This is a genomic window from Pseudothioclava arenosa, from assembly GCF_002358085.1.
Classification (GTDB): domain Bacteria; phylum Pseudomonadota; class Alphaproteobacteria; order Rhodobacterales; family Rhodobacteraceae; genus Pseudothioclava; species Pseudothioclava arenosa.
Genome location: NZ_NTJD01000002.1, coordinates 276,168 through 298,558 on the forward strand (window position 1 = coordinate 276,168; position 22,391 = coordinate 298,558).

24 protein-coding genes are annotated in these 22,391 nt (G+C 64.7%); all 24 read left to right on the plus strand.

What is annotated here, in order from left to right; all coding sequences use genetic code 11:
- Positions 1-67 precede the first annotated feature (67 nt).
- The 24 genes from CLN94_RS03620 (at position 68) to CLN94_RS03735 (ending at position 22,391) form a co-directional block, all read left to right on the plus strand.
- A complete protein-coding gene (locus tag CLN94_RS03620; protein WP_096431216.1) occupies positions 68-1,990 on the plus strand; it encodes an acetyl/propionyl/methylcrotonyl-CoA carboxylase subunit alpha in 1,923 nt (640 codons plus the stop codon).
- Positions 1,987-2,637: a glutathione S-transferase family protein gene (locus CLN94_RS03625; RefSeq protein WP_179300219.1), complete on the plus strand. Its 651-nt coding sequence runs from the start codon at positions 1,987-1,989 to the stop codon at positions 2,635-2,637. Before CLN94_RS03620 ends, CLN94_RS03625 begins: the two co-directional genes overlap by 4 nt.
- A complete protein-coding gene (locus CLN94_RS03630; protein WP_096431218.1) occupies positions 2,630-3,493 on the plus strand; it encodes a hydroxymethylglutaryl-CoA lyase in 864 nt (287 codons plus the stop codon). The genes CLN94_RS03625 and CLN94_RS03630 overlap by 8 nt, the downstream gene beginning before the upstream one ends.
- The gene (locus tag CLN94_RS03635) at positions 3,486-4,277 is read left to right on the plus strand and encodes a crotonase/enoyl-CoA hydratase family protein (protein ID WP_096431220.1); all 792 of its coding nucleotides are present in this window, start codon (positions 3,486-3,488) and stop codon (positions 4,275-4,277) included. The genes CLN94_RS03630 and CLN94_RS03635 overlap by 8 nt, the downstream gene beginning before the upstream one ends.
- Before the next feature lie 276 nt (positions 4,278-4,553).
- Positions 4,554-4,919, plus strand: coding sequence for an NADH-quinone oxidoreductase subunit A (locus tag CLN94_RS03640; RefSeq protein WP_096431476.1), 366 nt, complete (start codon positions 4,554-4,556; stop codon positions 4,917-4,919).
- The gene (locus CLN94_RS03645) at positions 4,910-5,443 is read left to right on the plus strand and encodes a NuoB/complex I 20 kDa subunit family protein (RefSeq protein WP_096431222.1); all 534 of its coding nucleotides are present in this window, start codon (positions 4,910-4,912) and stop codon (positions 5,441-5,443) included. Before CLN94_RS03640 ends, CLN94_RS03645 begins: the two co-directional genes overlap by 10 nt.
- Positions 5,444-5,453: 10 nt before the next feature.
- Positions 5,454-6,053 (plus strand): NADH-quinone oxidoreductase subunit C, encoded by a 600-nt coding sequence (locus CLN94_RS03650; RefSeq protein WP_096431224.1) that lies wholly within the window; start codon positions 5,454-5,456, stop codon positions 6,051-6,053.
- Positions 6,054-6,110: 57 nt separating this feature from the next.
- Positions 6,111-7,352, plus strand: a complete 1,242-nt coding sequence (locus tag CLN94_RS03655) for an NADH-quinone oxidoreductase subunit D (RefSeq protein ID WP_096431226.1) — start codon at positions 6,111-6,113, stop codon at positions 7,350-7,352.
- Positions 7,352-8,497, plus strand: a complete 1,146-nt coding sequence (locus tag CLN94_RS03660) for an NADH-quinone oxidoreductase subunit E (RefSeq protein ID WP_096431228.1) — start codon at positions 7,352-7,354, stop codon at positions 8,495-8,497. Before CLN94_RS03655 ends, CLN94_RS03660 begins: the two co-directional genes overlap by 1 nt.
- A gap of 23 nt (positions 8,498-8,520) precedes the next feature.
- A complete protein-coding gene (locus tag CLN94_RS03665; RefSeq protein ID WP_096431230.1) occupies positions 8,521-9,264 on the plus strand; it encodes an NADH-quinone oxidoreductase subunit E in 744 nt (247 codons plus the stop codon).
- Positions 9,265-9,272: 8 nt separating this feature from the next.
- Complete coding sequence (locus CLN94_RS03670) at positions 9,273-9,485, plus strand: DUF5337 domain-containing protein (RefSeq protein WP_096431232.1); 213 nt, start codon at positions 9,273-9,275, stop codon at positions 9,483-9,485.
- Positions 9,486-9,495: 10 nt separating this feature from the next.
- Positions 9,496-10,791, plus strand: a complete 1,296-nt coding sequence (gene nuoF / locus CLN94_RS03675; protein ID WP_096431234.1) for an NADH-quinone oxidoreductase subunit NuoF — start codon at positions 9,496-9,498, stop codon at positions 10,789-10,791.
- A gap of 5 nt (positions 10,792-10,796) precedes the next feature.
- Positions 10,797-11,084, plus strand: a complete 288-nt coding sequence (locus CLN94_RS03680; protein ID WP_143598874.1) for a hypothetical protein — start codon at positions 10,797-10,799, stop codon at positions 11,082-11,084.
- Between the two features lie 64 nt (positions 11,085-11,148).
- Positions 11,149-13,146, plus strand: coding sequence for an NADH-quinone oxidoreductase subunit NuoG (gene nuoG / locus CLN94_RS03685; RefSeq protein WP_096431238.1), 1,998 nt, complete (start codon positions 11,149-11,151; stop codon positions 13,144-13,146).
- Positions 13,147-13,152: 6 nt separating this feature from the next.
- Positions 13,153-13,572 carry a hypothetical protein gene (locus CLN94_RS03690; RefSeq protein WP_096431240.1) on the plus strand — a complete coding sequence of 140 codons (420 nt, stop codon included), beginning with the start codon at positions 13,153-13,155 and terminating at the stop codon, positions 13,570-13,572.
- 24 nt (positions 13,573-13,596) lie between these two features.
- Positions 13,597-14,634 (plus strand): NADH-quinone oxidoreductase subunit NuoH, encoded by a 1,038-nt coding sequence (nuoH, locus tag CLN94_RS03695; protein ID WP_096431242.1) that lies wholly within the window; start codon positions 13,597-13,599, stop codon positions 14,632-14,634.
- 4 nt (positions 14,635-14,638) lie between these two features.
- Positions 14,639-15,130, plus strand: a complete 492-nt coding sequence (nuoI, locus tag CLN94_RS03700; protein ID WP_096431244.1) for an NADH-quinone oxidoreductase subunit NuoI — start codon at positions 14,639-14,641, stop codon at positions 15,128-15,130.
- 18 nt (positions 15,131-15,148) lie between these two features.
- On the plus strand, positions 15,149-15,580 hold the full coding sequence (locus CLN94_RS03705; RefSeq protein WP_096431246.1) for a carboxymuconolactone decarboxylase family protein: 432 nt from the start codon (positions 15,149-15,151) through the stop codon (positions 15,578-15,580).
- Positions 15,577-16,185 (plus strand): NADH-quinone oxidoreductase subunit J, encoded by a 609-nt coding sequence (locus CLN94_RS03710; RefSeq protein WP_096431248.1) that lies wholly within the window; start codon positions 15,577-15,579, stop codon positions 16,183-16,185. The genes CLN94_RS03705 and CLN94_RS03710 overlap by 4 nt, the downstream gene beginning before the upstream one ends.
- Positions 16,186-16,240: 55 nt before the next feature.
- On the plus strand, positions 16,241-16,546 hold the full coding sequence (gene nuoK, locus CLN94_RS03715; RefSeq protein ID WP_096431250.1) for an NADH-quinone oxidoreductase subunit NuoK: 306 nt from the start codon (positions 16,241-16,243) through the stop codon (positions 16,544-16,546).
- 6 nt (positions 16,547-16,552) lie between these two features.
- A complete protein-coding gene (gene nuoL, locus CLN94_RS03720) occupies positions 16,553-18,652 on the plus strand; it encodes an NADH-quinone oxidoreductase subunit L (RefSeq protein WP_096431253.1) in 2,100 nt (699 codons plus the stop codon).
- Complete coding sequence (locus tag CLN94_RS03725) at positions 18,652-20,187, plus strand: NADH-quinone oxidoreductase subunit M (protein ID WP_096431255.1); 1,536 nt, start codon at positions 18,652-18,654, stop codon at positions 20,185-20,187. Before nuoL ends, CLN94_RS03725 begins: the two co-directional genes overlap by 1 nt.
- A 13-nt stretch (positions 20,188-20,200) precedes the next feature.
- Positions 20,201-21,640, plus strand: coding sequence for an NADH-quinone oxidoreductase subunit NuoN (nuoN, locus tag CLN94_RS03730; RefSeq protein WP_096431257.1), 1,440 nt, complete (start codon positions 20,201-20,203; stop codon positions 21,638-21,640).
- Positions 21,630-22,391 carry a biotin--[acetyl-CoA-carboxylase] ligase gene (locus CLN94_RS03735; RefSeq protein ID WP_281253521.1) on the plus strand — a complete coding sequence of 254 codons (762 nt, stop codon included), beginning with the start codon at positions 21,630-21,632 and terminating at the stop codon, positions 22,389-22,391. Before nuoN ends, CLN94_RS03735 begins: the two co-directional genes overlap by 11 nt.

Below are 22,391 nucleotides of genomic sequence, written 5' to 3' on the forward strand. Positions count from 1 at the left end.
CACTGAGCCGAAATATACTCCGGGGGCACGGGGGCAGAGCCCCCGCCGCAATCAAAGGGAGACCGAGATGTTCCGCAAGATCCTGATCGCCAACCGGGGCGAGATCGCCTGCCGCGTCATCGACAGCGCCCGCCGCCTCGGCGTGGCCACGGTGGCCGTTTACTCGGAGGCAGATGCCGGTGCGCGCCATGTCGCGCTCGCCGATGAGGCGGTTGCAATCGGCGGCCCCGCGCCGAAAGACAGTTACCTGCGCGGCGATGCGATCATCGCGGCGGCGCTGGCCACGGGCGCCGAGGCGATCCATCCGGGCTACGGGTTCCTCTCGGAAAACCCCGGGTTCGTCGATGCGGTCGAGGCGGCCGGGCTGGTTTTCATCGGTCCTTCGGCGGATGCGATCCGCGCGATGGGGCTGAAGGATGCGGCGAAGGCGCTGATGGACAAGGCGGGCGTGCCGGTCGTGCCGGGTTATCACGGCGCCAATCAGGACCCGGAGCATCTGGCGGGCGCGGCCGAGCAGATCGGCTATCCGGTGCTGATCAAGGCGGTCGCGGGCGGCGGCGGCAAGGGCATGCGGCTGGTCGAGCGCGCGGGCGATTTCACCGCCGCGCTGGCTTCGGCGCAGGGCGAGGCGCAGACCGCCTTCGGCAATCCCGCCGTGCTGATCGAGAAATATGTCGAAAAACCGCGCCATATCGAGGTGCAGGTCTTTGGCGACGGCACTCATGCGGTGCATCTGTTCGAGCGTGACTGCTCGCTCCAGCGCCGCCACCAGAAGGTGATCGAAGAGGCCCCTGCGCCCGGGATGACCCCCGAGATGCGCGAGGCGATGGGCATGGCTGCGGTGCGCGCGGCCGAGGCCATCGGCTACAAGGGCGCGGGCACGGTCGAGTTCATCGTCGATGGCTCCGACGGGCTGCGCCCCGACCGCTTCTGGTTCATGGAGATGAACACCCGCCTGCAGGTCGAACACCCGGTGACCGAGGCGATCACCGGAGTCGATCTGGTCGAATGGCAGTTGCGCGTGGCCTCGGGCGAGGCTTTGCCCGCGCAGCAAGATGACCTGACGATCCGCGGCCATTCCTTTGAAGCGCGCCTTTACGCCGAGGACGTGCCGGCGGGTTTCCTGCCTGCGACCGGGCGGCTGGAACATCTGGTCTTTTCCGAGAGCTGCCGCGCCGATACCGGCGTGCGCCCGGGCGACACGATCAGCCCCTGGTATGACCCGATGATCGCCAAGGTGATCGTGCACGGGCCGACCCGGGCGGCGGCGCTGGCGCAGCTGGCGCGCGCGCTCGATGACACGCAGGTTGCGGGCACGGTGACGAACCTCGCCTTCCTCGCGGCGCTCGCGCGTCACAAGGGCTTTGCGGCGGGTGATGTCGATACCGGGCTGATCGCGCGCGACCTTGACGCGCTGACCGCGCAAGCCGCGCCGCCTCTGGCCGCGCGCGCGCTGGCGGTGATCGCGGCGGCGGGGCTGGAAGACGGGGCAGGGGCGGGGTTTGCGCTCTGGGCGCCCTTGCGCCGCCCGGTGGCCTTTACCGAAGAGGCGGCGATCCGCGTGCTTGGCCCCGGCCATGTGTCGGTCGAGGTGGGCGGCGGCGCGCATGAGTGTATCCTGCGTCCCGATGGCTGGTGGGTTGACGGTGCAAAGACAGGCGCGCGCTTCCACAAGGCGGGTGGCGTGGTGACCGTATTCATGTGCGGCGCGCATCGCTTTGACATTCCCGACCCGCTCGACCGCGCGGCGCATCAGGAGGCGTCGGACCTCACGCTGGCGCCGATGCCGGGGCAGGTGAAGGCGGTCTTCGTGCGCCCTGGCGATATGGTCGAGGCCGGCGCGCGGCTTGCCATTCTCGAGGCGATGAAGATGGAACACACGATGCTGGCCGCGCGCGCGGGCCGCGTCGCCGAAGTGCTGGTGGAGGCAGGGGGGCAGGTCGAGGCCGGCGCCGCGCTGATCCGGCTCGAAGAGGAGGAAGCCGCATGATCCGCCTGCATCACACGCCCGGCTCGCGCTCGCTGCGGATCCTGTGGCTGATCGAGGAGATGGGCCTTGAGTGCCAGATCCACAGCTACAGCCTGACCGACGGCAGCCTGCGCACGCCCGAATTCCTCGCGCTCAGCCCCGCGGGGCGCATCCCCGCGCTGGAGATTGAGGGCGAGGTCATCTTTGAATCGGGGGCGATCGTCGAATACCTGACCGAGTTAACCGGCCAGTTTGCGCCCGCGCCGCGCACGCCCGAGCGCGCGGCCTTCCTGTCCTGGGTCCATTTCGCGGAAACCCAGGCGAATATCCTGCAGGCGCTGAATATCCATCACATCTTCCTGCGCCCCGAAACCGCGCGCTCGGTGCCCTTGATGCAGCTCGATACCAAGCGGCTCGCGGTGACGATGAAGGCGCTGGAGCGGCATCTGGCGGGGCGCGAGTGGCTTTTGTCCGAGTTCTCGGCGGCCGATTGCATGCTGGGCTTCAACCTCGATGCGATGTTCCGCTTTGTCCGCGCCGAAGGCTTCCCTGCGATCATGGCCTATCGCGCGCGTGCGCAGGCGCGCCCCGCCTATCAGCGCGCGCTGGCCCGCGCAGGCGGCGACGCAATCTATGCCAAGGACTTCTACGAGGTGCCCGATGTCTGAGCGCGTTGAAATCTTTGAGATGGCGCCCCGCGACGGGCTGCAGAACGAAAAGCGCCAGATCCCGACCGCCGCCAAGATTGCTCTGGTCGACTGCCTGAGCCGCGCGGGCTTTCGCCGGATCGAGGTGGGGTCGTTCGTCAGCCCGAAATGGGTGCCGCAGATGGCGGATTCGGCCGAGGTTTTCGCGGGTATCACGCGCGTGCCGGGCGTCTCCTATGCCGCGCTCACGCCCAACCTGAAGGGCTACGAGGCCGCCCGCGCCGCGCGCGCCGACGAGGTCGCGATCTTTGCCTCGGCCTCCGAGGGGTTCTCGCGGGCGAATCTCAATTGTTCGATTTCGGAAAGTCTTGAGCGGTTCGCCCCGATCATGGAGGCCGCGCGGGCCGATAATCTGAAGGTTCGCGGTTATGTCTCGGTGGTGACGGATTGCCCGTTCGACGGACCGACGCCGCCCGCCAATGTGGCGCGCGTGGCGGCGGCGCTGCGCGACATGGGCTGCTACGAGGTCAGCCTCGGCGACACGATCGGGCAGGGCCGCCCCGAGACGATCTCGGCGATGCTGGAGGCGGTGCTGAACGAGCTGCCGCCCGAGCGGCTGGCGGGCCATTACCACGACACGGCGGGCCGGGCGCTGGCAAATATCGAGGCGAGCCTAGCGCTGGGGCTGCGGGCGTTCGATGCGGCGGTGGGCGGCCTTGGCGGCTGTCCCTACGCGCCGGGCGCGGCGGGCAATGTCGCGACCGAGGCGGTGGCCGGGCGGCTGTCCGAACTTGGATATGACACCGGGCTTGATGCGGGCGTGCTGGCCGAGGCCGCTGCCCTAGCCCGCGCTATGAAGGAGACGACCGATGGCTGAGGCCTATGAAACGATCCGGATCGAGCGCGATGCGCGCGGCGTGGCGCGGCTGATCCTCGCGCGTGCGGAAAAGCATAATGCGCTGTCGGAGCAGATGATGCGCGAACTTACCGCCGCGATCGGTGCGCTGGGGACGGACCCGCAGGTGCGCGTTGTCGTGCTGGCGGCGGATGGCGCCAGCTTCTGCGCGGGCGGTGACCTGAAATGGATGCAGGCGCAGATCGCAGCGAATGCCGAACAGCGGGCGGCGGCGGCGATGGTGCTGGCACGGATGCTGAACGCGCTCAATACCTGCCCGAAGCCGGTGATCGGTGCGATTCACGGCAATGCCTTTGGTGGCGGCATCGGCATGATGTCGGTCTGCGATGTGGCGGTGGGTGTCGAGAGCGCGCGCTTTGGCCTGACCGAGACGAAACTGGGCCTGACGCCCGCGACGATCTCGCCCTATGTCGTGGCGCGGATGGGCGAGGCGCGTGCGCGCCGGGTCTTCATGTCGGCGCGGCTGTTTGACGCCAGGGAAGCGCAAGAGCTTGGATTGCTTGCCAAAACCGTGGCGCCAGAGGCGCTGGAGGCGGCCATCGAGGCCGAGGTCGCACCCTATCTGGTCTGTGCGCCGGGCGCCGTGGCCGAGGCTAAGGCGCTGGTGCGGATGCTGGGCCCGCAGATCGACGAGACGGTGATCGCGGCGACAATCGGCAAGCTGGTCGAGCGCTGGGAAAGCGCCGAGGCGGTGGAAGGAATCAGCGCATTCTTTGAAAAACGTGTACCTGATTGGAATCTTTAAGCCTCTGGCAACTAAAACAAATCGCCACGGCCCCTTTCGACAGATTATTGCGCACCCGTTTCTGAGTCGCCCCGCGCCCCTGTTCTGGGGGCGCTTCTGCATGGGCTGAAGGGGGCTGCGCCCCTGTTAGCGTATGCACTCGTATACAAAATGAACTTTTTGCTCCCGAAACAGGCAGTTTTCGACGAGCCTCCGGTTGACCGACACGGGGCACAGGGCTAAAGGTCGCTTAGCCGAAACTGCGCGACAATGCGTCGCGTCATGGAGGAGCCAACCGTGCACGACCTGCTGCGTGAATATCTCCCGATCCTTATTTTCCTTGGAATGGCGACTGCCCTGGGCCTGGTTCTGATCCTGGCTGCCGCCGTGCTTGCGGTTCGCAACCCGGATCCGGAAAAACTCTCTGCCTACGAATGTGGCTTTAACGCCTTCGACGACGCCCGGATGAAATTCGACGTCCGTTTCTACCTCGTCTCGATCCTGTTCATCATTTTCGACCTCGAAGTCGCCTTCCTGTTCCCCTGGGCAGTGGCTTTCGGCGACATGAGCATGGTCGGCTTCTGGTCGATGATGGTGTTCCTCGCCGTGCTGACCGTGGGCTTTGCCTATGAATGGAAGAAAGGGGCGCTGGAATGGGCGTGATGACCGGGCAGAATACGGCCGCGGCCGATATGGATGTGGCCGCGCAGGCGCTGAACCGCGATCTGCAGGACAAGGGCTTCATCCTCACCACCGCCGAAGACCTGATCAACTGGGCGCGCATCGGCTCGCTGCACTGGATGACCTTCGGTCTCGCCTGCTGCGCGGTAGAAATGATGCATACCGCGATGCCGCGCTATGACGTGGAGCGCTATGGTTTTGCCCCGCGCGCCTCGCCGCGCCAGTCCGACGTGATGATCGTCGCGGGCACGCTGACCAACAAGATGGCGCCGGCGCTGCGCAAGGTCTACGACCAGATGCCCGAGCCGCGCTACGTGATCTCGATGGGCAGCTGCGCGAATGGCGGCGGCTACTATCACTATTCCTATTCGGTGGTGCGCGGCTGTGACCGGATCGTTCCGGTCGATATCTACGTGCCCGGCTGCCCGCCCTCGGCGGAAGCCCTGATGTATGGCATCCTGCAGCTGCAGCGGAAGATCCGCCGCACCGGCACGCTGGTGCGCTGAGGAGAGGACGATGAGCGAAGCACTTCAAGAACTGGCCGCGCACATCGAGCTCAAGCGGGGCGACGACGTGATCTCGACCGAGATCGCCTATGGCGAGCTGACGGTGACCGTCGCGGCCTCGAAGATCGTCGATTTCGTCACCTTCCTGCGCGATGACCCGAACTGCATGTTCTCGACCCTGGTCGACCTGACCAGCGTCGATCACCCCGAGCGCCCGGTGCGCTTCGACGTGGTCTGGCATTTCCTCTCGATGTATCGCAACCAGCGCATCCGCGTGAAGGCGGGCGTGCGCGAAGACGAGATGTGCCCCTCGATCGTGTCGGTCCACCCGGCCGCGAACTGGTTCGAGCGCGAGACCTTCGACATGTTCGGCATCATGTTCTCGGGCCACCCGGACCTGCGCCGCATCCTGACCGACTACGGCTTCCGTGGTTACCCGCTGCGCAAGGACTTCCCGACCACGGGCTATGTCGAGCTGCGCTACGACGAGACCGAGAAGCGCGTGGTTTATGAACCCGTGAAACTGACGCAGGAATACCGGCAGTTCGACTTCCTCTCCCCGTGGGAAGGCGCCCAGTACATCCTGCCCGGCGACGAGAAAAAGAGCTGAGCCTGAGCCGGGGGCGGGCGACCGCCCCGGCATCATCGGTAAGACAGAGGTAAGACCATGGACGGCGATATCCGGCAAAACACCTACGATGACGGCTCGAAGGATGTGCTGACCGACGAGCAGCAGATCCGGAATTTCAACATCAACTTCGGGCCGCAACACCCGGCCGCGCACGGCGTGCTGCGGATGGTGCTGGAGCTGGACGGCGAGATCGTCGAGCGCGCCGACCCGCATATCGGCCTGCTGCATCGCGGCACCGAGAAGCTGATGGAAAGCCGCACCTACCTGCAGAACACGCCCTATTTCGACCGTCTCGACTACGTGGCGCCGATGAACCAGGAGCATGCCTGGTGCCTCGCCATCGAGAAGCTGATGGGCATCGAGGTGCCGCGTCGCGGCTCGCTGATCCGTGTGCTCTACTCGGAAATCGGTCGCATCCTGAACCACCTGCTGAACGTCACCACGCAGGCGATGGACGTCGGCGCGCTGACCCCGCCGCTCTGGGGCTTCGAAGAGCGTGAAAAGCTCATGGTCTTCTACGAGCGTGCCTGCGGCGCCCGCCTGCACGCCAACTATTTCCGCCCGGGTGGCGTCCATCAGGACCTGCCGCCGGAGCTGATCGACGACATCGAGGAATGGTGTGGCACCTTCCCGCAAGTGCTCGATGACATCGAAGGCCTGCTGACCGAGAACCGCATCTTCAAGATGCGCAACGCCGAGATCGGCATCATCACCGAGAAAGAGATCCTCGACTGGGGCTACTCGGGCGTGATGGTGCGCGGGTCGGGCTTCGCCTGGGACCTGCGCCGCGCGCAGCCCTACGAATGCTACGACGAGTTCGAGTTCAAGATCCCGGTCGGCAAGAACGGCGACTGCTACGACCGCTACCTCTGCCGCATGGCCGAGATGCGCGAGAGCCTCAAGATCATGCTGCAGGCGATCGAGAAGCTGCGTGCCCCCGAGGGGCAGGGCGATGTGCTCGCGCGCGGCAAGTTCACGCCGCCGAAGCGTGGCGACATGAAGACCTCGATGGAAGCTCTGATCCATCACTTCAAGCTCTACACCGAAGGTTTCAAGGTTCCCGCCGGCGAGGTTTACGCCGCCGTCGAGGCACCGAAGGGCGAGTTCGGCGTCTATCTGGTTTCGGATGGCACCAACAAACCCTATCGCGCCAAGATCCGCGCTCCAGGCTATCTGCACCTGCAGTCGATGGATCATGTCGCCAAGGGCCACCAACTCGCGGACGTGTCCGCAATTATCGGCACGATGGATGTCGTGTTCGGGGAGATTGACCGCTAATGCTTCGCCGTCTGCATCACGAACAACCCGCCTCGTTTGAGTTTACGCCGGCGAACCTCGCCTGGGCGCAGGCGCAGATGACCAAGTTCCCGGTCGGGCGTCAGGCCTCGGCGGTGATCCCGCTCCTGTTCCGCGCGCAGGAACAGGAAGGCTGGCTGTCGAAGCCCGCGATCGAATATGTCGCCGACATGCTGGGCATGCCCTACATGCGCGTGCTCGAAGTCGCGACCTTCTACTTCATGTTCCAGCTCGCGCCGGTCGGCTCGGTCGCGCATATCCAGATTTGCGGCACCACGTCTTGCATGATCTGCGGCTCGGAAGACCTGATGAAGGTCTGCCGCGAAAAGATCGCCGCGCATCCGTTCGAGCTGTCGTCGGATGGCAAGCTGAGCTGGGAAGAAGTCGAATGCCTTGGCGCCTGCGCCAACGCGCCGATGGCCCAGATCGGCAAGGATTACTACGAGGATCTTACCGAAGAAAACCTCGGCAAGATCATCGACGACCTGCGCGCCGGCAAGGCGCCGCGCCCGGGCTCGCAAGTGGGCCGCTTCTCGTCGGAACCGGCGGGCGGGCTGACCTCGTGCATCGATATGCCGGGCGACAAGGAAGCCGCGAATGGCTCGGTCGGCCCGGCGCTGGCGATCGGCGATGTGGCGAAGAAGATCGACGGCACCGAAGTGCCGCTGCGCGCGCCCTGGCAGATGTCGGGTCAGCGCGGCGCGATTGGCATCATGGGCGCGGGTCAGCGCCCGATGTCGGCGGTGCAACAGGCTGCCGCCGCCAAGGCTGCGCCCAAGGCCGAGGCTCCCGCCGCGGCCCCGGCGCCTGCTGCCGCTCCGGCGGAAGGGGCCAAGGGCACCAAGCCCGCGATGCTGACCGAAGCGCGCGACGGCAAGGCCGATGACCTCAAGATGATCAAGGGCGTCGGGCCCAAGCTCGAGGCGCTGCTGCATTCGCTGGGCGTGTTCCATTTCGACCAGATCGCGGGCTGGAAGGCCGACGAGCTGGCGTGGATCGACGACAACCTCGAAGGCTTCAAGGGCCGGGCCAGCCGCGACAACTGGATCGAACAGGCCTCGAAACTCGCCTCGGGTGCGGAGACCGAATTCTCGGCGCGCGCCAAGAAAGACGGGATCTACGAGTAAGACGGAACGGACAGGGAAGGGTGATGAAGGATCAAAGCAACAGCTGCCAGACCACGTGCTGGATCTGGGCTGCCGCGACGGGGATCGTCGTGGCGGGCTACCTGTTGCTGGTCTCGCACCTGGGCCTGGCCGGCGCTGCCTTCCTCGGGCTGATGACCTTCGGGCTACTGGGCGGGTTCCTCGTCTGGGGTTTCTGCAAGGGCCGTGAGATCTCCGAGTATCGCCCCGCGCCGATGGCCTCGATGCCTGACGCCGCGCCGGTGGTGGCCGCGCCCGTGCCCGCGATGCCGGTGACGGCCGCGCTGGCCGAAGAACCAGCGGAAGAGGCTGCGGCCGAAGTGGCACCCGCCACCTTTGCCGATCTCGACGAGACCGCAGCCGTGGTCGTGGATGAACCGGCGCCGGTCGCCGACGAGGCGGAGCCCGAACTGGCCGAACCCGTCGTGGAGGCCGAAGAAGTCGAAGCGGCAGAGGATGCCGCACCGAAGAAACCGCGCGGCCTCAAGGCGCCGCGCAAGGCCGGGGCCGACGATCTGAAGAAGATCGAGGGCATCGGGCCGAAACTGGAAGAGGTGCTGAACGGCTGGGGCATCTGGCATTACGACCAGATCGCGAAATGGGGGGCCGCCGAGGTCGCCTATGCCGATCAGAACGTGCCGCGCTTCAAGGGGCGTTGCACGCGCGACAAATGGGTCGCGCAGGCGAAGATCATCGTCGAGGAGGGGCTTGAGGCCTTCCTCGAACGGGCGAAGACGAACGACTACTGAGGGAGGGGATGGAGCACAGGGATCTGAACCGACGCGAGGGCCGACTTGCGGCTACCGTGATCGCGATCACCACCGTGCTCTGGCTCGCTTTCCAGTGGATCGGGGGAAAACTGGGTCTGGATCCGCGCTATGCGGTTCTGGGCGATCTGGCGGCCCTGGCCGCCTATGTATTCGCGCTGGCGCAAGTCTGGCGCATCTGGCGCCGGGGCTCCGGCACATGAGGGATGTGACATGCTGAAGGATCAGGATCGGATCTTTACCAACCTTTACGGGATGTATGACCGTTCGCTGGCGGGCGCGATGAAGCGCGGCCATTGGGACGGCACGGCTGGCATCCTGGCCAATGGCCGTGACTGGATCATCGAGCAGGTCAAGGCTTCGGGTCTGCGTGGCCGTGGCGGCGCGGGCTTCCCGACCGGCCTGAAATGGTCCTTCATGCCCAAGCAATCCGATGGCCGTCCGCATTATCTGGTCATCAACGCCGATGAATCCGAGCCCGCGACCTGCAAGGACCGCGAGATCATGCGCCACGATCCCCACACCCTCGTGGAAGGCGCGCTTCTCGCCGGTTTCGCGATGGGCGCGAACGCGGCCTATATCTACATCCGTGGCGAATATGTTCGCGAAAAAGAGGCCCTGCAGGCTGCCATCGACGAATGCTATGAGGCCGGTCTGATCGGCAAGAACGCCTGCAAGTCGGGCGTCGATTTCGACGTCTACCTCTCGCATGGCGCGGGCGCCTATATCTGCGGCGAGGAAACCGCCCTGATCGAGAGCCTTGAAGGCAAGAAGGGCATGCCGCGCATGAAGCCGCCGTTCCCGGCGGGCGCGGGCCTTTATGGCTGCCCGACCACGGTGAACAACGTCGAATCCATCGCCGTGGTGCCGACCATCCTGCGCCGCGGCGCGAGCTGGTATGCCTCGTTCGGTCGCCCGAACAACACCGGCGTCAAGCTCTTCGCGATGTCGGGCCATATCAACACGCCCTGCGTCATCGAGGAATCGATGTCGATCTCGATGAAGGAACTTATCGAGAAGCATGGCGGCGGCGTCCGCGGCGGCTGGAAGAACCTCAAGGCCGTGATCCCGGGCGGGGCCTCGTGCCCGGTGCTGCCCGCCGCGCTCTGCGAAGACGCGATCATGGATTACGACGGCATGCGCGAGCTGAAATCGTCCTTCGGCACCGCTTGCATGATCGTGATGGATCAGCAGACCGACATCATCAAGGCAATCTGGCGCCTGTCGAAATTCTTCAAGCACGAAAGCTGCGGCCAGTGCACGCCGTGCCGCGAAGGCACCGGCTGGATGATGCGCGTGATGGAGCGTCTGGTCACCGGCGAGGCCGAGGTCGAGGAAATCGACATGCTCTTCGACGTGACCAAGCAGGTCGAAGGCCACACGATCTGTGCGCTCGGTGACGCGGCCGCCTGGCCGATCCAGGGTCTCATCCGCCACTACCGCGAAGAGATCGAAGACCGCATCAAGGCCCGTAAAACCGGCCGCATGGGCGCGATGGCGGCGGAGTGAAGCTGATGCACGCCGCGCTCCCCCTTTCGCTTGGCACGCTGGCGCTCGCCGCCTGTGCGATGCCCGGCGACAGCGAGGCCTCGATCGGCCCGCGCCGCGCCCCCGAGGGCTATGCGGTGGCTCCGATCGGGCAGGGGATCGCGGTGACCCGCCTTGGTGCCGGGTTCGGCTATGCCGATGGCGCCGAGGCCAAGCGCGCCGCCAATGCCTTTTGCGGGGCAGCGGGTGTCGCTTCGGGCACCGAAGACAACTTCCGGGCTCCGGCCTGGGTTTTTCCGGGAGGCTGCGCATGAGCCTCTCGACCCTTTCGAAAGACTGCGCGGGTTGCCGCGTGGACGCTAACTGACGGATTGTGACATGGCAGACCTCAGAAAGATCATCATCGACGGGCATGAAGTGGAGGTTGATCCCAACCTCACGCTGATCCAGGCCTGTGAGCAGGCGGGCATTGAGGTGCCGCGCTTCTGCTATCACGAGCGTCTGTCGATTGCCGGCAACTGCCGGATGTGCCTTGTCGAGGTCGTCGGCGGCCCGCCGAAGCCCGCCGCCTCCTGCGCGATGCAGGTGAAAGACCTGCGCCCGGGCCCGAATGGCGAACCGGCGGTGGTGAAAACCAACTCGCCGATGGTCAAGAAGGCGCGCGAAGGGGTGATGGAGTTCATGCTCATCAACCACCCGCTCGATTGCCCGATCTGCGACCAGGGCGGCGAATGCGACCTGCAGGATCAGGCGATGGCCTATGGCGTCGATTTCTCGCGCTACCGTGAGCCGAAGCGCGCCTCGACCGACCTGAACCTCGGGCCGCTGGTCGCGACCACGATGACCCGCTGCATCTCCTGCACCCGCTGCGTGCGCTTCACGACCGAGGTCGCGGGCATCACCCAGATGGGCCAGACCGGCCGCGGCGAAGACAGCGAGATCGTCAGCTACCTGAACATGACGCTGGATTCGAACCTGCAGGGCAACATCATCGACCTCTGCCCGGTTGGCGCGCTGACCTCGAAACCCTATGCCTTCACCGCCCGTCCGTGGGAACTGACCAAGACCGAAACCATCGACGTGATGGACGCGCTCGGTTCGAACATCCGCGTCGACACCAAGGGCCGCGAAGTCAAACGCATCGTGCCGCGTAACCATGACGGCGTGAACGAGGAATGGATTTCCGACAAGTCGCGCTTCGTCTGGGACGGTCTGCGCCGCCAGCGCCTCGATCGCCCCTATGTGCGCGAGAACGGCAAGCTGCGCCCCGCGACCTGGGCCGAGGCGCTCGGCAAAGCTGCCGCCGCGATGCAGGGCAAGAAGGTGCTGGGCCTCGTGGGCGATCTGGCCTCGACCGAAGCCGCCTTCAGCCTCAAGCAACTGGTCGAGGGCCTTGGTGGTTCGGTCGAATGCCGCACCGATGGCGCGCGTCTGCCGATCGGCAACCGCTCGGCCTATGTCGGCAATGCTTCGATCCAAGACATTGAAACCGCTTCGGAAATCATCCTGATCGGCACCAATCCGCGCCTTGAAGCGCCGGTGCTGAATGCGCGGATCCGCAAGGTCTGGAACCGTGGCACGCCGGTCAAGCTGATCGGGGCGGCCGCCGACCTGACCTATGAGTACGAGCATCTGGGCACCGACCGTGCCGCGCTTGCCGCCGCCACCGCCGCCGAGGGCGCGCTGGTGATCGTGGGGCAGGGCGCGATCTCGGAAGCCGATGGCGAGGCCGTTCTGGCCGCCGCGATGGCGATGTCGGGCAAGATGCTGGTGCTGCACACCGCCGCCGGCCGTGTTGGCGCGATGGATGTGGGCGCGGTTACCGAGGGCGGGCTGAACGCCGCCGTCGAGGGCGTGCAGGTGATCTACAACATGGGTGCCGACGAGGTGGAAATCACTTCGGCGGCCGAGGGTGGCCCCTTCGTGATCTATCAGGGCAGCCATGGCGATCGCGGCGCGAACCGTGCCGACGTGATCCTGCCGGGCGCCGCCTACACCGAAGAAAACGGCCTCTTTGTGAACACCGAAGGCCGCCCGCAGCTCGCCTTCCGCGCGGCTTTCGCGCCGGGCGAGGCCAAGGAGAACTGGGCGATCCTGCGCGCGCTCTCGGCGGAGCTGGGCGCGACCCAGCCGTGGAACGACCTGGCCGGCCTGCGCCGCGCGATGGTCGCCGCCGTGCCGCATCTGGCGCAGGTCGATCAGGTGGTCGAGAACGCCTGGACCCCGGTCGCCCCGCGCGACATGGGCACGGCGACCTTCCGCAGCGCGGTCAAGGATTTCTACCTCACCAACCCGATCGCGCGGGCCTCGGTGCTGATGGCCGAGCTTTCGGCCATGGCCAAGGCGCGCGTCTCGGGCGCGATGGCGGCGGAGTAAGCGCGCATGGCCCTCGGTTTCCATAACGCAACTGCACTGGCCGTCTCGGCCGGGCTCGCGCTTGCCCTCTCGGGCGAGGCGATGGGCCGTGCGATTGCAGAGGAAACCCCGGCCAAGCCCGTTTATCGCGGCGTCGAAACGCGCATGCTCGACAGCGAACTGGTGAACCTGCGGGTTTCGCTGGAAGGCGCGGGCGAGCGCGAACAGGATCTGGTGGCCTATGCCACCTGCGCGGCGGCGCAATATGCGCTTATCCGCGGCTACGGCTTCGCGCGCCATCTGCGCACGCGGGTCGAGCATGAAGGAGCAATCTGGCGGGCGGATGCCGTTTTTACGGTTTCGCCTGCTCTGCCGCGCGGTTTGCGCACGATCGACGCCGAAGTAACGGTGGCCGATTGCGCAGACCGGGGCATTCCGACGATTTGAGAAAAAGGCGGTCAGAGGGACAAAATGGCTGAGTTTCTGGCAACACCACTGGGCACGGCGCTCCTGATCCTCGTGCAAGGGCTCGGGATCATCGCTTTCGTGATGATTTCGCTGCTGTTCCTCGTTTACGGCGACCGCAAGATCTGGGCGGCGGTGCAGATGCGTCGCGGGCCCAACGTTGTGGGCGCTTTCGGGCTTCTGCAATCGGTGGCCGACGCACTGAAATATGTGCTCAAGGAAATCATCGTTCCGGCGGGGGCGGACAAGTTCGTCTTCTTCCTCGCCCCGATGCTGAGCTTCATCCTCGCGATGATCGCCTGGGCGGTGATCCCGTTCAACGAGGGCTGGGTGCTCTCGGATATCAACGTGGCGATCCTCTATGTCTTCGCGGTCTCCTCGCTTGAGGTTTACGGCGTGATCATGGGCGGCTGGGCGTCGAACTCGAAATACCCGTTCCTCGGCTCGCTGCGTTCGGCCGCGCAGATGATCTCCTACGAGGTCTCGATCGGCCTGATCATCGTCGGCGTGATCATCTCGACCGGCTCGATGAACTTCTCGGACATCGTGCGCGCGCAGGATGGCAGCTGGGGTATCTTCAACTGGTACTGGCTGCCGCACCTGCCGATGGTGGCGCTGTTCTTCATCTCGGCGCTGGCCGAGACGAACCGCCCGCCCTTCGACCTTCCGGAAGCGGAATCGGAACTCGTGGCCGGCTATCAGGTCGAATATTCCTCGACGCCGTTCCTGCTGTTCATGGCCGGTGAATATATCGCCATCTTCCTGATGTGCGCGCTGATCACGCTGCTGTTCTTCGGCGGCTGGCTCTCGCCGATCCCGGGCCTGCCCGATGGGGCGCTCTGGATGGTCGGCAAGATGGCGTTCTTCTTCTTCCTCTTCGCGATGGTGAAGGCGATCGTGCCGCGGTACCGCTACGACCAGCTGATGCGTATCGGCTGGAAGGTGTTCCTGCCGCTGTCGCTTGCCTGGGTGGTCATCATTTCCTTCCTCGCGAAATTCGAAATTCTCGGCGGCTTCTGGGCTCGCTGGATGATTGGAGGCTGATCCAATGGCGTTCGACTACGCACGCGCGGCGAAATACTTCGTCCTGTGGGACTTCATCAAAGGCTTTGCGCTCGGGATGCGTTACTTCGTGGCGCCCAAGCCCACGCTGAACTACCCGCATGAAAAAGGCCCGCTCTCGCCCCGCTTCCGCGGCGAGCACGCGCTGCGCCGCTACCCCAACGGGGAAGAGCGCTGCATCGCCTGCAAGCTCTGCGAGGCGATCTGCCCGGCGCAGGCCATCACCATCGACGCGGAACCCCGCGCCGACGGCTCGCGCCGCACCACGCGCTACGACATCGACATGACGAAGTGCATCTACTGCGGCTACTGCCAGGAGGCCTGCCCGGTCGATGCGATCGTGGAAGGTCCGAACTTCGAATTCGCCACCGAGACCCGTGAAGAGCTGTTCTACACCAAGGAAAAGCTGCTCGAAAACGGTGCCCGCTGGGAAGCGGAGATCGCCCGCAACCTCGAACTCGATGCCCCCTATCGTTAAGAGCGAATTGCCAAGCCCATGACCCAGGATTACACGAAACTCTTTCAGACCATGATCGCACAGAGCCAGGAGATGGCCCGTGCCTTCAACCCGGCTCTGGAAAGTTTCAACACCGCCGCCCTTGAAAAGCTGATCCCGGTCCTGCCCAAGGACATGCTCGAGATCTTCTTTGGCCGCACCTTCAACCGCGAAGGGCTGGATGCGCGCACGCGTTTCCTGGTCTCGATCGCGGGGATGGTGGCCTCGGGCGTGCACGGGGATCCGCAGCTGCGTCTGGGCATTCGCAACGCGCTGGAAGCGGGGGCAACCAAGCGCGAGATCGCCGAGACGATCTTTCAGATGAGCATGTTCGGCGGGGTGCCCGCCATGACGCGCGCGCTCGACATCGCGCAAGGCGTCTTTGACGAAACGCAAGATTCAGGGTCGCAGAACCCGGGAGATAACGCATGACGGTGTTTGCTTTTGCCTTCTACCTCTTCGCCATCGCGGCGGTGGTTGCCGGCTTGATGGTGGTCGTGTCGAAGAACCCGGTCCACTCGGTTCTCTGGCTGATCCTTGCCTTCCTCTCGGCTTCGGGGCTCTTCGTTCTGATGGGCGCGGAATTCGTGGCGATGCTGCTGATCATCGTCTATGTGGGCGCGGTCGCGGTTCTGTTCCTCTTCGTGGTGATGATGCTCGACATCGACTTCACCGAGCTGAAGGGGCAGCTGGCGCAATACATGCCGCTGGGGCTCCTGATCGGCGTGATCATGCTGCTGCAACTGGGCGTGGCTTTCGGCGACTGGGTGCCTTCGGAAAACGCCGAGGCCCTGCGTTCGGCGCCGACGCCCGAGGGTGTCGAGAACACCGCCGCGCTCGGCATGCTGCTCTATGACAAATACCTCTACCTGTTCCAGGCCGCGGGCCTGATCCTTCTGGTCGCGATGATCGGCGCGATCGTTCTGACGCTGCGCCACCGCAAGGACGTCAAGCGCCAGAACGTGATCGCCCAGATGCACCGCGACCCGGCCAAGGCCATGGAGATGGTCGACGTGAAACCGGGGCAGGGGCTGTGATGAAATCTTACGACAAACCGCATGAAAAACGGGATCGGAACCCGGAGGGACAGCGATGATCGGACTTGAACATTACCTTGCGGTGGCGGCGGCACTGTTCGTCACCGGCATCTTCGGGATCTTCGTGAACCGCAAGAACGTGATCGTCATCCTGATGTCGATCGAACTGATCCTGCTGTCGGTGAACATCAACATGGTCGCCTTCTCGACGCATCTGAACGACCTCGCGGGTCAGGTGTTCACCATGTTCATCCTGACCGTGGCCGCCGCCGAGGCCGCCATCGGCCTCGCGATCCTCGTGGTGTTCTTCCGCAACCGCGGCTCCATCGACGTCGAAGACGTCAACGTGATGAAAGGGTAAGGGCCGATGGAAACGATTATCCTCTTCGCGCCGCTTGTTGGCGCGCTGATCGCGGGCTTCGGCTGGCGCTTCATCACCGAGAAGGGCGCGCAGGTTCTGACCACCGGGCTCCTGTTCCTGAGCTGCGTGCTGTCCTGGTATGTATTCCTGACCTTCGACGGCGTCACCCAGCACATCCACATCCTCGACTGGATCCGTTCGGGCGAGCTGGACACCGCTTGGTCGATCCGTATGGACCGCCTGACCGCGATCATGCTGATCGTGGTGACCACGGTTTCGGCGCTCGTGCACCTCTACTCGTTCGGCTACATGGCCCATGACGACAACTGGACCCATGACGAGCATTACAAGGCGCGCTTCTTCGCCTATCTGTCGTTCTTCACCTTCGCGATGCTCATGCTGGTCACTGCCGACAACCTCGTGCAGATGTTCTTCGGCTGGGAAGGCGTGGGCGTGGCGTCCTACCTGCTGATCGGCTTCTACTACAAGAAACCCTCGGCGAATGCCGCCGCGATGAAGGCCTTTATCGTGAACCGCGTGGGCGACTTCGGCTTCGCGCTTGGTATCTTTGGCCTGTTCATGCTGACCGGTTCGATCGACATGGATGTGGTCTTTGCCGCCGTGCCGACGATCGCCGAGACGCAGATCCACTTCCTCTGGACCGACTGGAACGCGGCGAACCTGCTGGGTGTGCTCTTGTTCATCGGGGCCATGGGTAAATCGGCGCAGCTGATCCTGCACACCTGGCTGCCGGACGCGATGGAAGGCCCGACGCCTGTGTCGGCGCTGATCCACGCCGCGACCATGGTGACCGCGGGCGTGTTCCTGGTCTGCCGGATGTCGCCGCTTTACGAATTCGCGCCCGACGCAAAGATGTTCATCACCATCCTCGGTGCCACCACCGCGTTCTTTGCCGCGACCGTGGGCCTCGTGCAGAACGACATCAAGCGCGTCATCGCCTACTCGACCTGTTCGCAGCTGGGCTACATGTTCGTGGCCGCGGGCGTCGGCGTCTACTCGGCGGCGATGTTCCACCTGCTGACCCACGCCTTCTTCAAGGCGATGCTGTTCCTGGGCGCGGGCTCGGTGATCCACGCGATGCATCACGAGCAGGACATGCGCAACTACGGCAACCTGCGCAAGAAGATCCCGCTGACCTTCGCCGCGATGATGATCGGTACCTTCGCCATCACCGGCGTCGGCATCCCGCTCACCCATTTCGGCTTCGCGGGCTTCCTCTCGAAGGACGCGATCATCGAAAGCGCCTATGCCGGCACCGCGGGGGGCTATGCCTTCTGGATGCTGGTGATCGCGGCGCTGTTCACTTCCTTCTACTCGTGGCGCCTGATTTTCCTGACCTTCTACGGCAAGGAACGCGGCGATCATCATGCGCATGAGCATGCCCATGAAAGCCCGATGGTGATGCTGGTGCCGCTTGGCGTGCTCTCGCTCGGCGCGGTCTTCGGCGGCATGTTGTGGTACAACGCCTTCTTCGGCGACCACCACAAGGTGACCGAGTTCTTCCACATGCCGGTGGCCCATGAGGCGGCGGCGATGGAGACCACCGATCACGCGGTCCCGGCGGCCAGCGAGCATTCGGCGCCTGCCGAACATGCCGCCCCCGCCACCGAACACGCGGCCGGCCCCGACATGACTTCGGGCGCGATCTTCATGGCGGAAACCAACACGGTGATGGACGACGCGCACCACGCGCCGGTCTGGGTCAAGGTGTCGCCCTTCGTCGCGATGCTGATCGGCTTCATCACCGCCTTCTTCTTCTACATCGTCTCGCCCGAGACGCCGAAGAAGCTGGCCGCGGCCCAACCGCAACTCTATCAGTTCCTGCTGAACAAATGGTATTTCGACGAGCTTTACGACGCGATCTTCGTGAACCCGGCGAAGGCCCTCGGCAAGTTCCTGTGGAAGCGCGGTGACGGTGCGGTGATCGACGGCACCATCAACGGGATTGCGCTCGGGATCATCCCGCGGCTCACCCGCTTCGCTGGCCGGGTCCAGTCCGGTTATCTCTTCCACTACGCTTTCGCGATGGTCGTCGGGGTTGTCGCTCTCATGTTCTGGGTCGTGCTGACCGGGGGGTCGAACTAATGGAAAACCTGCTTTCCATCATCACTTTCATTCCCCTGGTGGCGGCGGCGATCCTGGCGCTGGTGCAACGGGGCGGCAGCGAGGCGGCGGACCGCAACGCGAAATGGTTCGCGCTGACGGCGACGACGGTCACCTTCCTGATCTCGCTCTTCGTGCTCTCGGGCTTCGACCCGAAGGACACGGGCTTCCAGTTCGTGGAAGACCGCGAGTGGATCATGGGCTTCAAATACAAGCTCGGCGTTGACGGGATCTCGATCCTCTTCGTGATGCTGACCACCTTCCTGATGCCGATCACCATCGCGTCCTGCTGGGGCGTCGAGAAGCGCGTCAAGGAATACATGATCGCCTTCCTCGTGCTCGAAGGGCTGATGATCGGCGTCTTCGTCGCGCTCGACCTCGTGCTGTTCTACCTGTTCTTCGAGGCGGGGCTGATCCCGATGTTCCTGATCATCGGGATCTGGGGCGGCAAGGATCGCATCTACGCGGCCTTCAAGTTCTTCCTCTACACCTTCCTCGGCTCGGTGCTGATGCTGGTGGCGATGATCACGATGTACATGCAGGCGGGCACCACCGACATGGTGCAGCTCCTGCAGTTCAACTTCGCCTCTGAGACCTTCCCGCTCTTCGGCCTTCAGGTCGTGGGCGGCCTGCAGACGATCCTGTTCCTCGCCTTCTTCGCCTCCTTCGCGGTGAAGATGCCGATGTGGCCGGTGCACACCTGGCTGCCCGACGCGCACGTTCAGGCGCCGACGGCCGGTTCGGTCGTGCTGGCGGCGGTGCTGCTGAAGATGGGCGGCTACGGCTTCCTGCGCTTCTCGCTGCCGATGTTCCCGGTCGGCGCCGAGACGATGTCGAGCTTCGTGCTCTGGCTCTCGGCGATCGCGATCGTCTACACCTCGCTTGTCGCGCTTGCGCAGCAGGACATGAAGAAGCTGATCGCCTACTCCTCGGTCGCCCACATGGGCTATGTGACCATGGGGATCTTCGCGGTGAACCAGCAGGGTATCGACGGCGCCATCTTCCAGATGCTGTCGCACGGCTTCATCTCGGGGGCGCTGTTCCTCTGCGTGGGCGTCATCTATGACCGGATGCACACCCGCGAGATCGACGCCTATGGCGGCCTCGTGAACCGGATGCCGGCCTATGCGCTGATCTTCATGTTCTTCACCATGGCCAACGTCGGCCTGCCGGGCACCAGCGGATTCGTCGGCGAATTCCTGACGCTGATGGGCACCTTCCAGAAGAACACCTGGGTGGCGGCTGTCGCGACCACGGGCGTGATCTTCTCGGCGGCCTATGCGCTCTGGCTCTACCGCCGCGTGGTCTTTGGCGACCTGATCAAGGAAAGCCTGAAGACGATCACCGACATGACCACCCGCGAAAAGGCGATCTTCGCGCCGCTGGTGGTGATGACCCTGCTTCTGGGCGTCTATCCGAACCTGGTGACCGATATCATCGGTCCCTCGGTCGAGGCGCTGATCCATGACTACAACGCCAGCCAGCCGGTGACCGAGCTGGCCGCGGCGGCTCACTGAGGAGAAAACCACGATGACTTCCGCTGATTTCTCCGCCGTTCTTCCAGAGTTCCTGCTCGCGCTCTTCGCGATGGCGGCGCTCCTGGGGGCGGTCTACACCGGCAAGGACAAGACCGCGGGCGCGCTCCTGTGGATCACGGTCGCGGTGATGGTGCTGTTTGGCGTCTGGATCGGCCTCGGCGGCGGCGCCGATGGCGCGGCCTTCGACGGGCTGTTCATCTCGGACGCCTTCTCGCGCTTCGCCAAGGTGGCGATCCTTCTGTCGGCTGCGGCCGTTCTGGCGATGTCCTCGGACTACCTGAACCGCCGCGGCATGCTGCGCTTCGAATACCCGATCCTGATCACCCTCTCGGTCATCGGCATGATGATGATGGTGTCCTCGGGCGACCTGATCGCGCTCTACATGGGCCTCGAGCTGCAGTCGCTCTCGCTTTACGTAGTCGCCGCGATGCGCCGCGACAGCGCGAAGTCGTCGGAAGCGGGCCTCAAGTATTTCGTGCTGGGCTCGCTCAGCTCGGGGATGCTGCTTTACGGTGCCTCGATGGTCTACGGCTTTGCCGGCACCACGCGCTTTGACGGCATCATCACCGTGATCGAAGCCGGCCACCTGCCGGTGGGCGTGCTCTTCGGCATGGTGTTCATGCTGGTCGGCCTCGCGTTCAAGGTCTCGGCGGTGCCGTTCCACATGTGGACGCCCGACGTTTACGAGGGCTCGCCGACGCCGGTGACCGCCTTCTTCGCCACCGCGCCGAAAATGGCCGCGATGGCGCTGATCGCGCGTCTGGCCTTCGACGCCTTCGGCCATGTGCCGGGCGAATGGGGTCAGGTGATCGCCGCGCTGGCGCTGGCCTCGATGTTCGTCGGCTCCATCGCCGCGATCGGGCAGCGCAACATCAAGCGCCTGATGGCCTATTCCTCGATCGGCCACATGGGCTTTGCGCTGCTGGGCCTGACCGCGGGCACCGAAGCGGGCGTGCAGGCGACGCTGCTCTACATGACGATCTATGTCGCGATGAACGTGGGCACCTTCGCCTTCATCCTCTCGATGGAGCGTGACGGCCAGCCGGTGACCGACATCACCTCGCTCAACATGTATGCCAAGAAAGAGCCGACCAAGGCGCTGGCGATGCTGGTGCTTCTGTTCAGCCTTGCGGGCGTGCCGCCGATGCTGGGCTTCTTCGCCAAGTTCGCGGTGCTGAACGCGGCGCTGCAGTCGGGCTATACCTATCTGGTCATCGCCGGTGTGGTGGCCTCGGTGATCGGTGCCTTCTACTACCTGCGCATCGTCTACTTCATGTATTTCGGCGAAGAGGGTGAGGGCGTCGAGACCCGCATGCAGCCGGTGCAACTGGGCCTGCTGGTCGCTTCGGCGCTGGTCATGGTGCTGGGCGCGCTGAGCCTGTTCGGTCTGGAAGGCGCGGCACAGGCTGCGGCTGCGGCGCTTGTCCAGTAAGCCTGACGATTGGCCCGAGGGCGTGGCGCGCCACGTCCTCGAGCGTACCGACTCCACAATGAGTGAAGCGGCCAGACTGGCCCCGCAGCTTGCGGGGCCTGCATGGATTCTGGCGCTGGAGCAAACCGCGGCGCGCGGGCGGCGCGGGCGCGAATGGAAACACCCCAAGGGTAATTTCTCGGCGACGCTGGTGATGAAGCCCTGGCAGGGCGTCGAACATGCCGCGCTCTATTCCTTCGTCGCGGCGCTGGCGCTGGACGAGGCGCTTGCCCAGCTTGTCGGCCCGCATGCGCGGCTGTCGATCAAATGGCCCAACGACGTGTTGCTGAACGGCGGCAAGATCGCGGGGATCTTGCTCGAAAGCCTCGGCGTGGGCGGACAGATCAGCCATCTCGCGATCGGCATCGGCGTGAACCTCACGGAGGCGCCGGGCGCGGCCGATGTCGAGCCGGGCGCGATGGCGCCGGTCAGCCTCTTGGGCGAAACCGGCACCGCGATCACCCCGCAAGAGTTCCTGCCCTTCCTCGCGCGCGCCTTCGCGAAATATCAACGCCAGTTCGATAGCTACGGCTTTGCGCCCATTCGCACGGCATGGCTTTTACGCGCCGCCCGGCTGGGCGAAACCGTCATCGCGCGGATGAGCATCGAAACCGTCACCGGCCGCTTCGAGACCATCGACGAGACCGGCAACATGATCCTGATCACCGCCGAGGGCCGTCGGGCCATCGCGGCGGGCGACATCTTTTTCTGA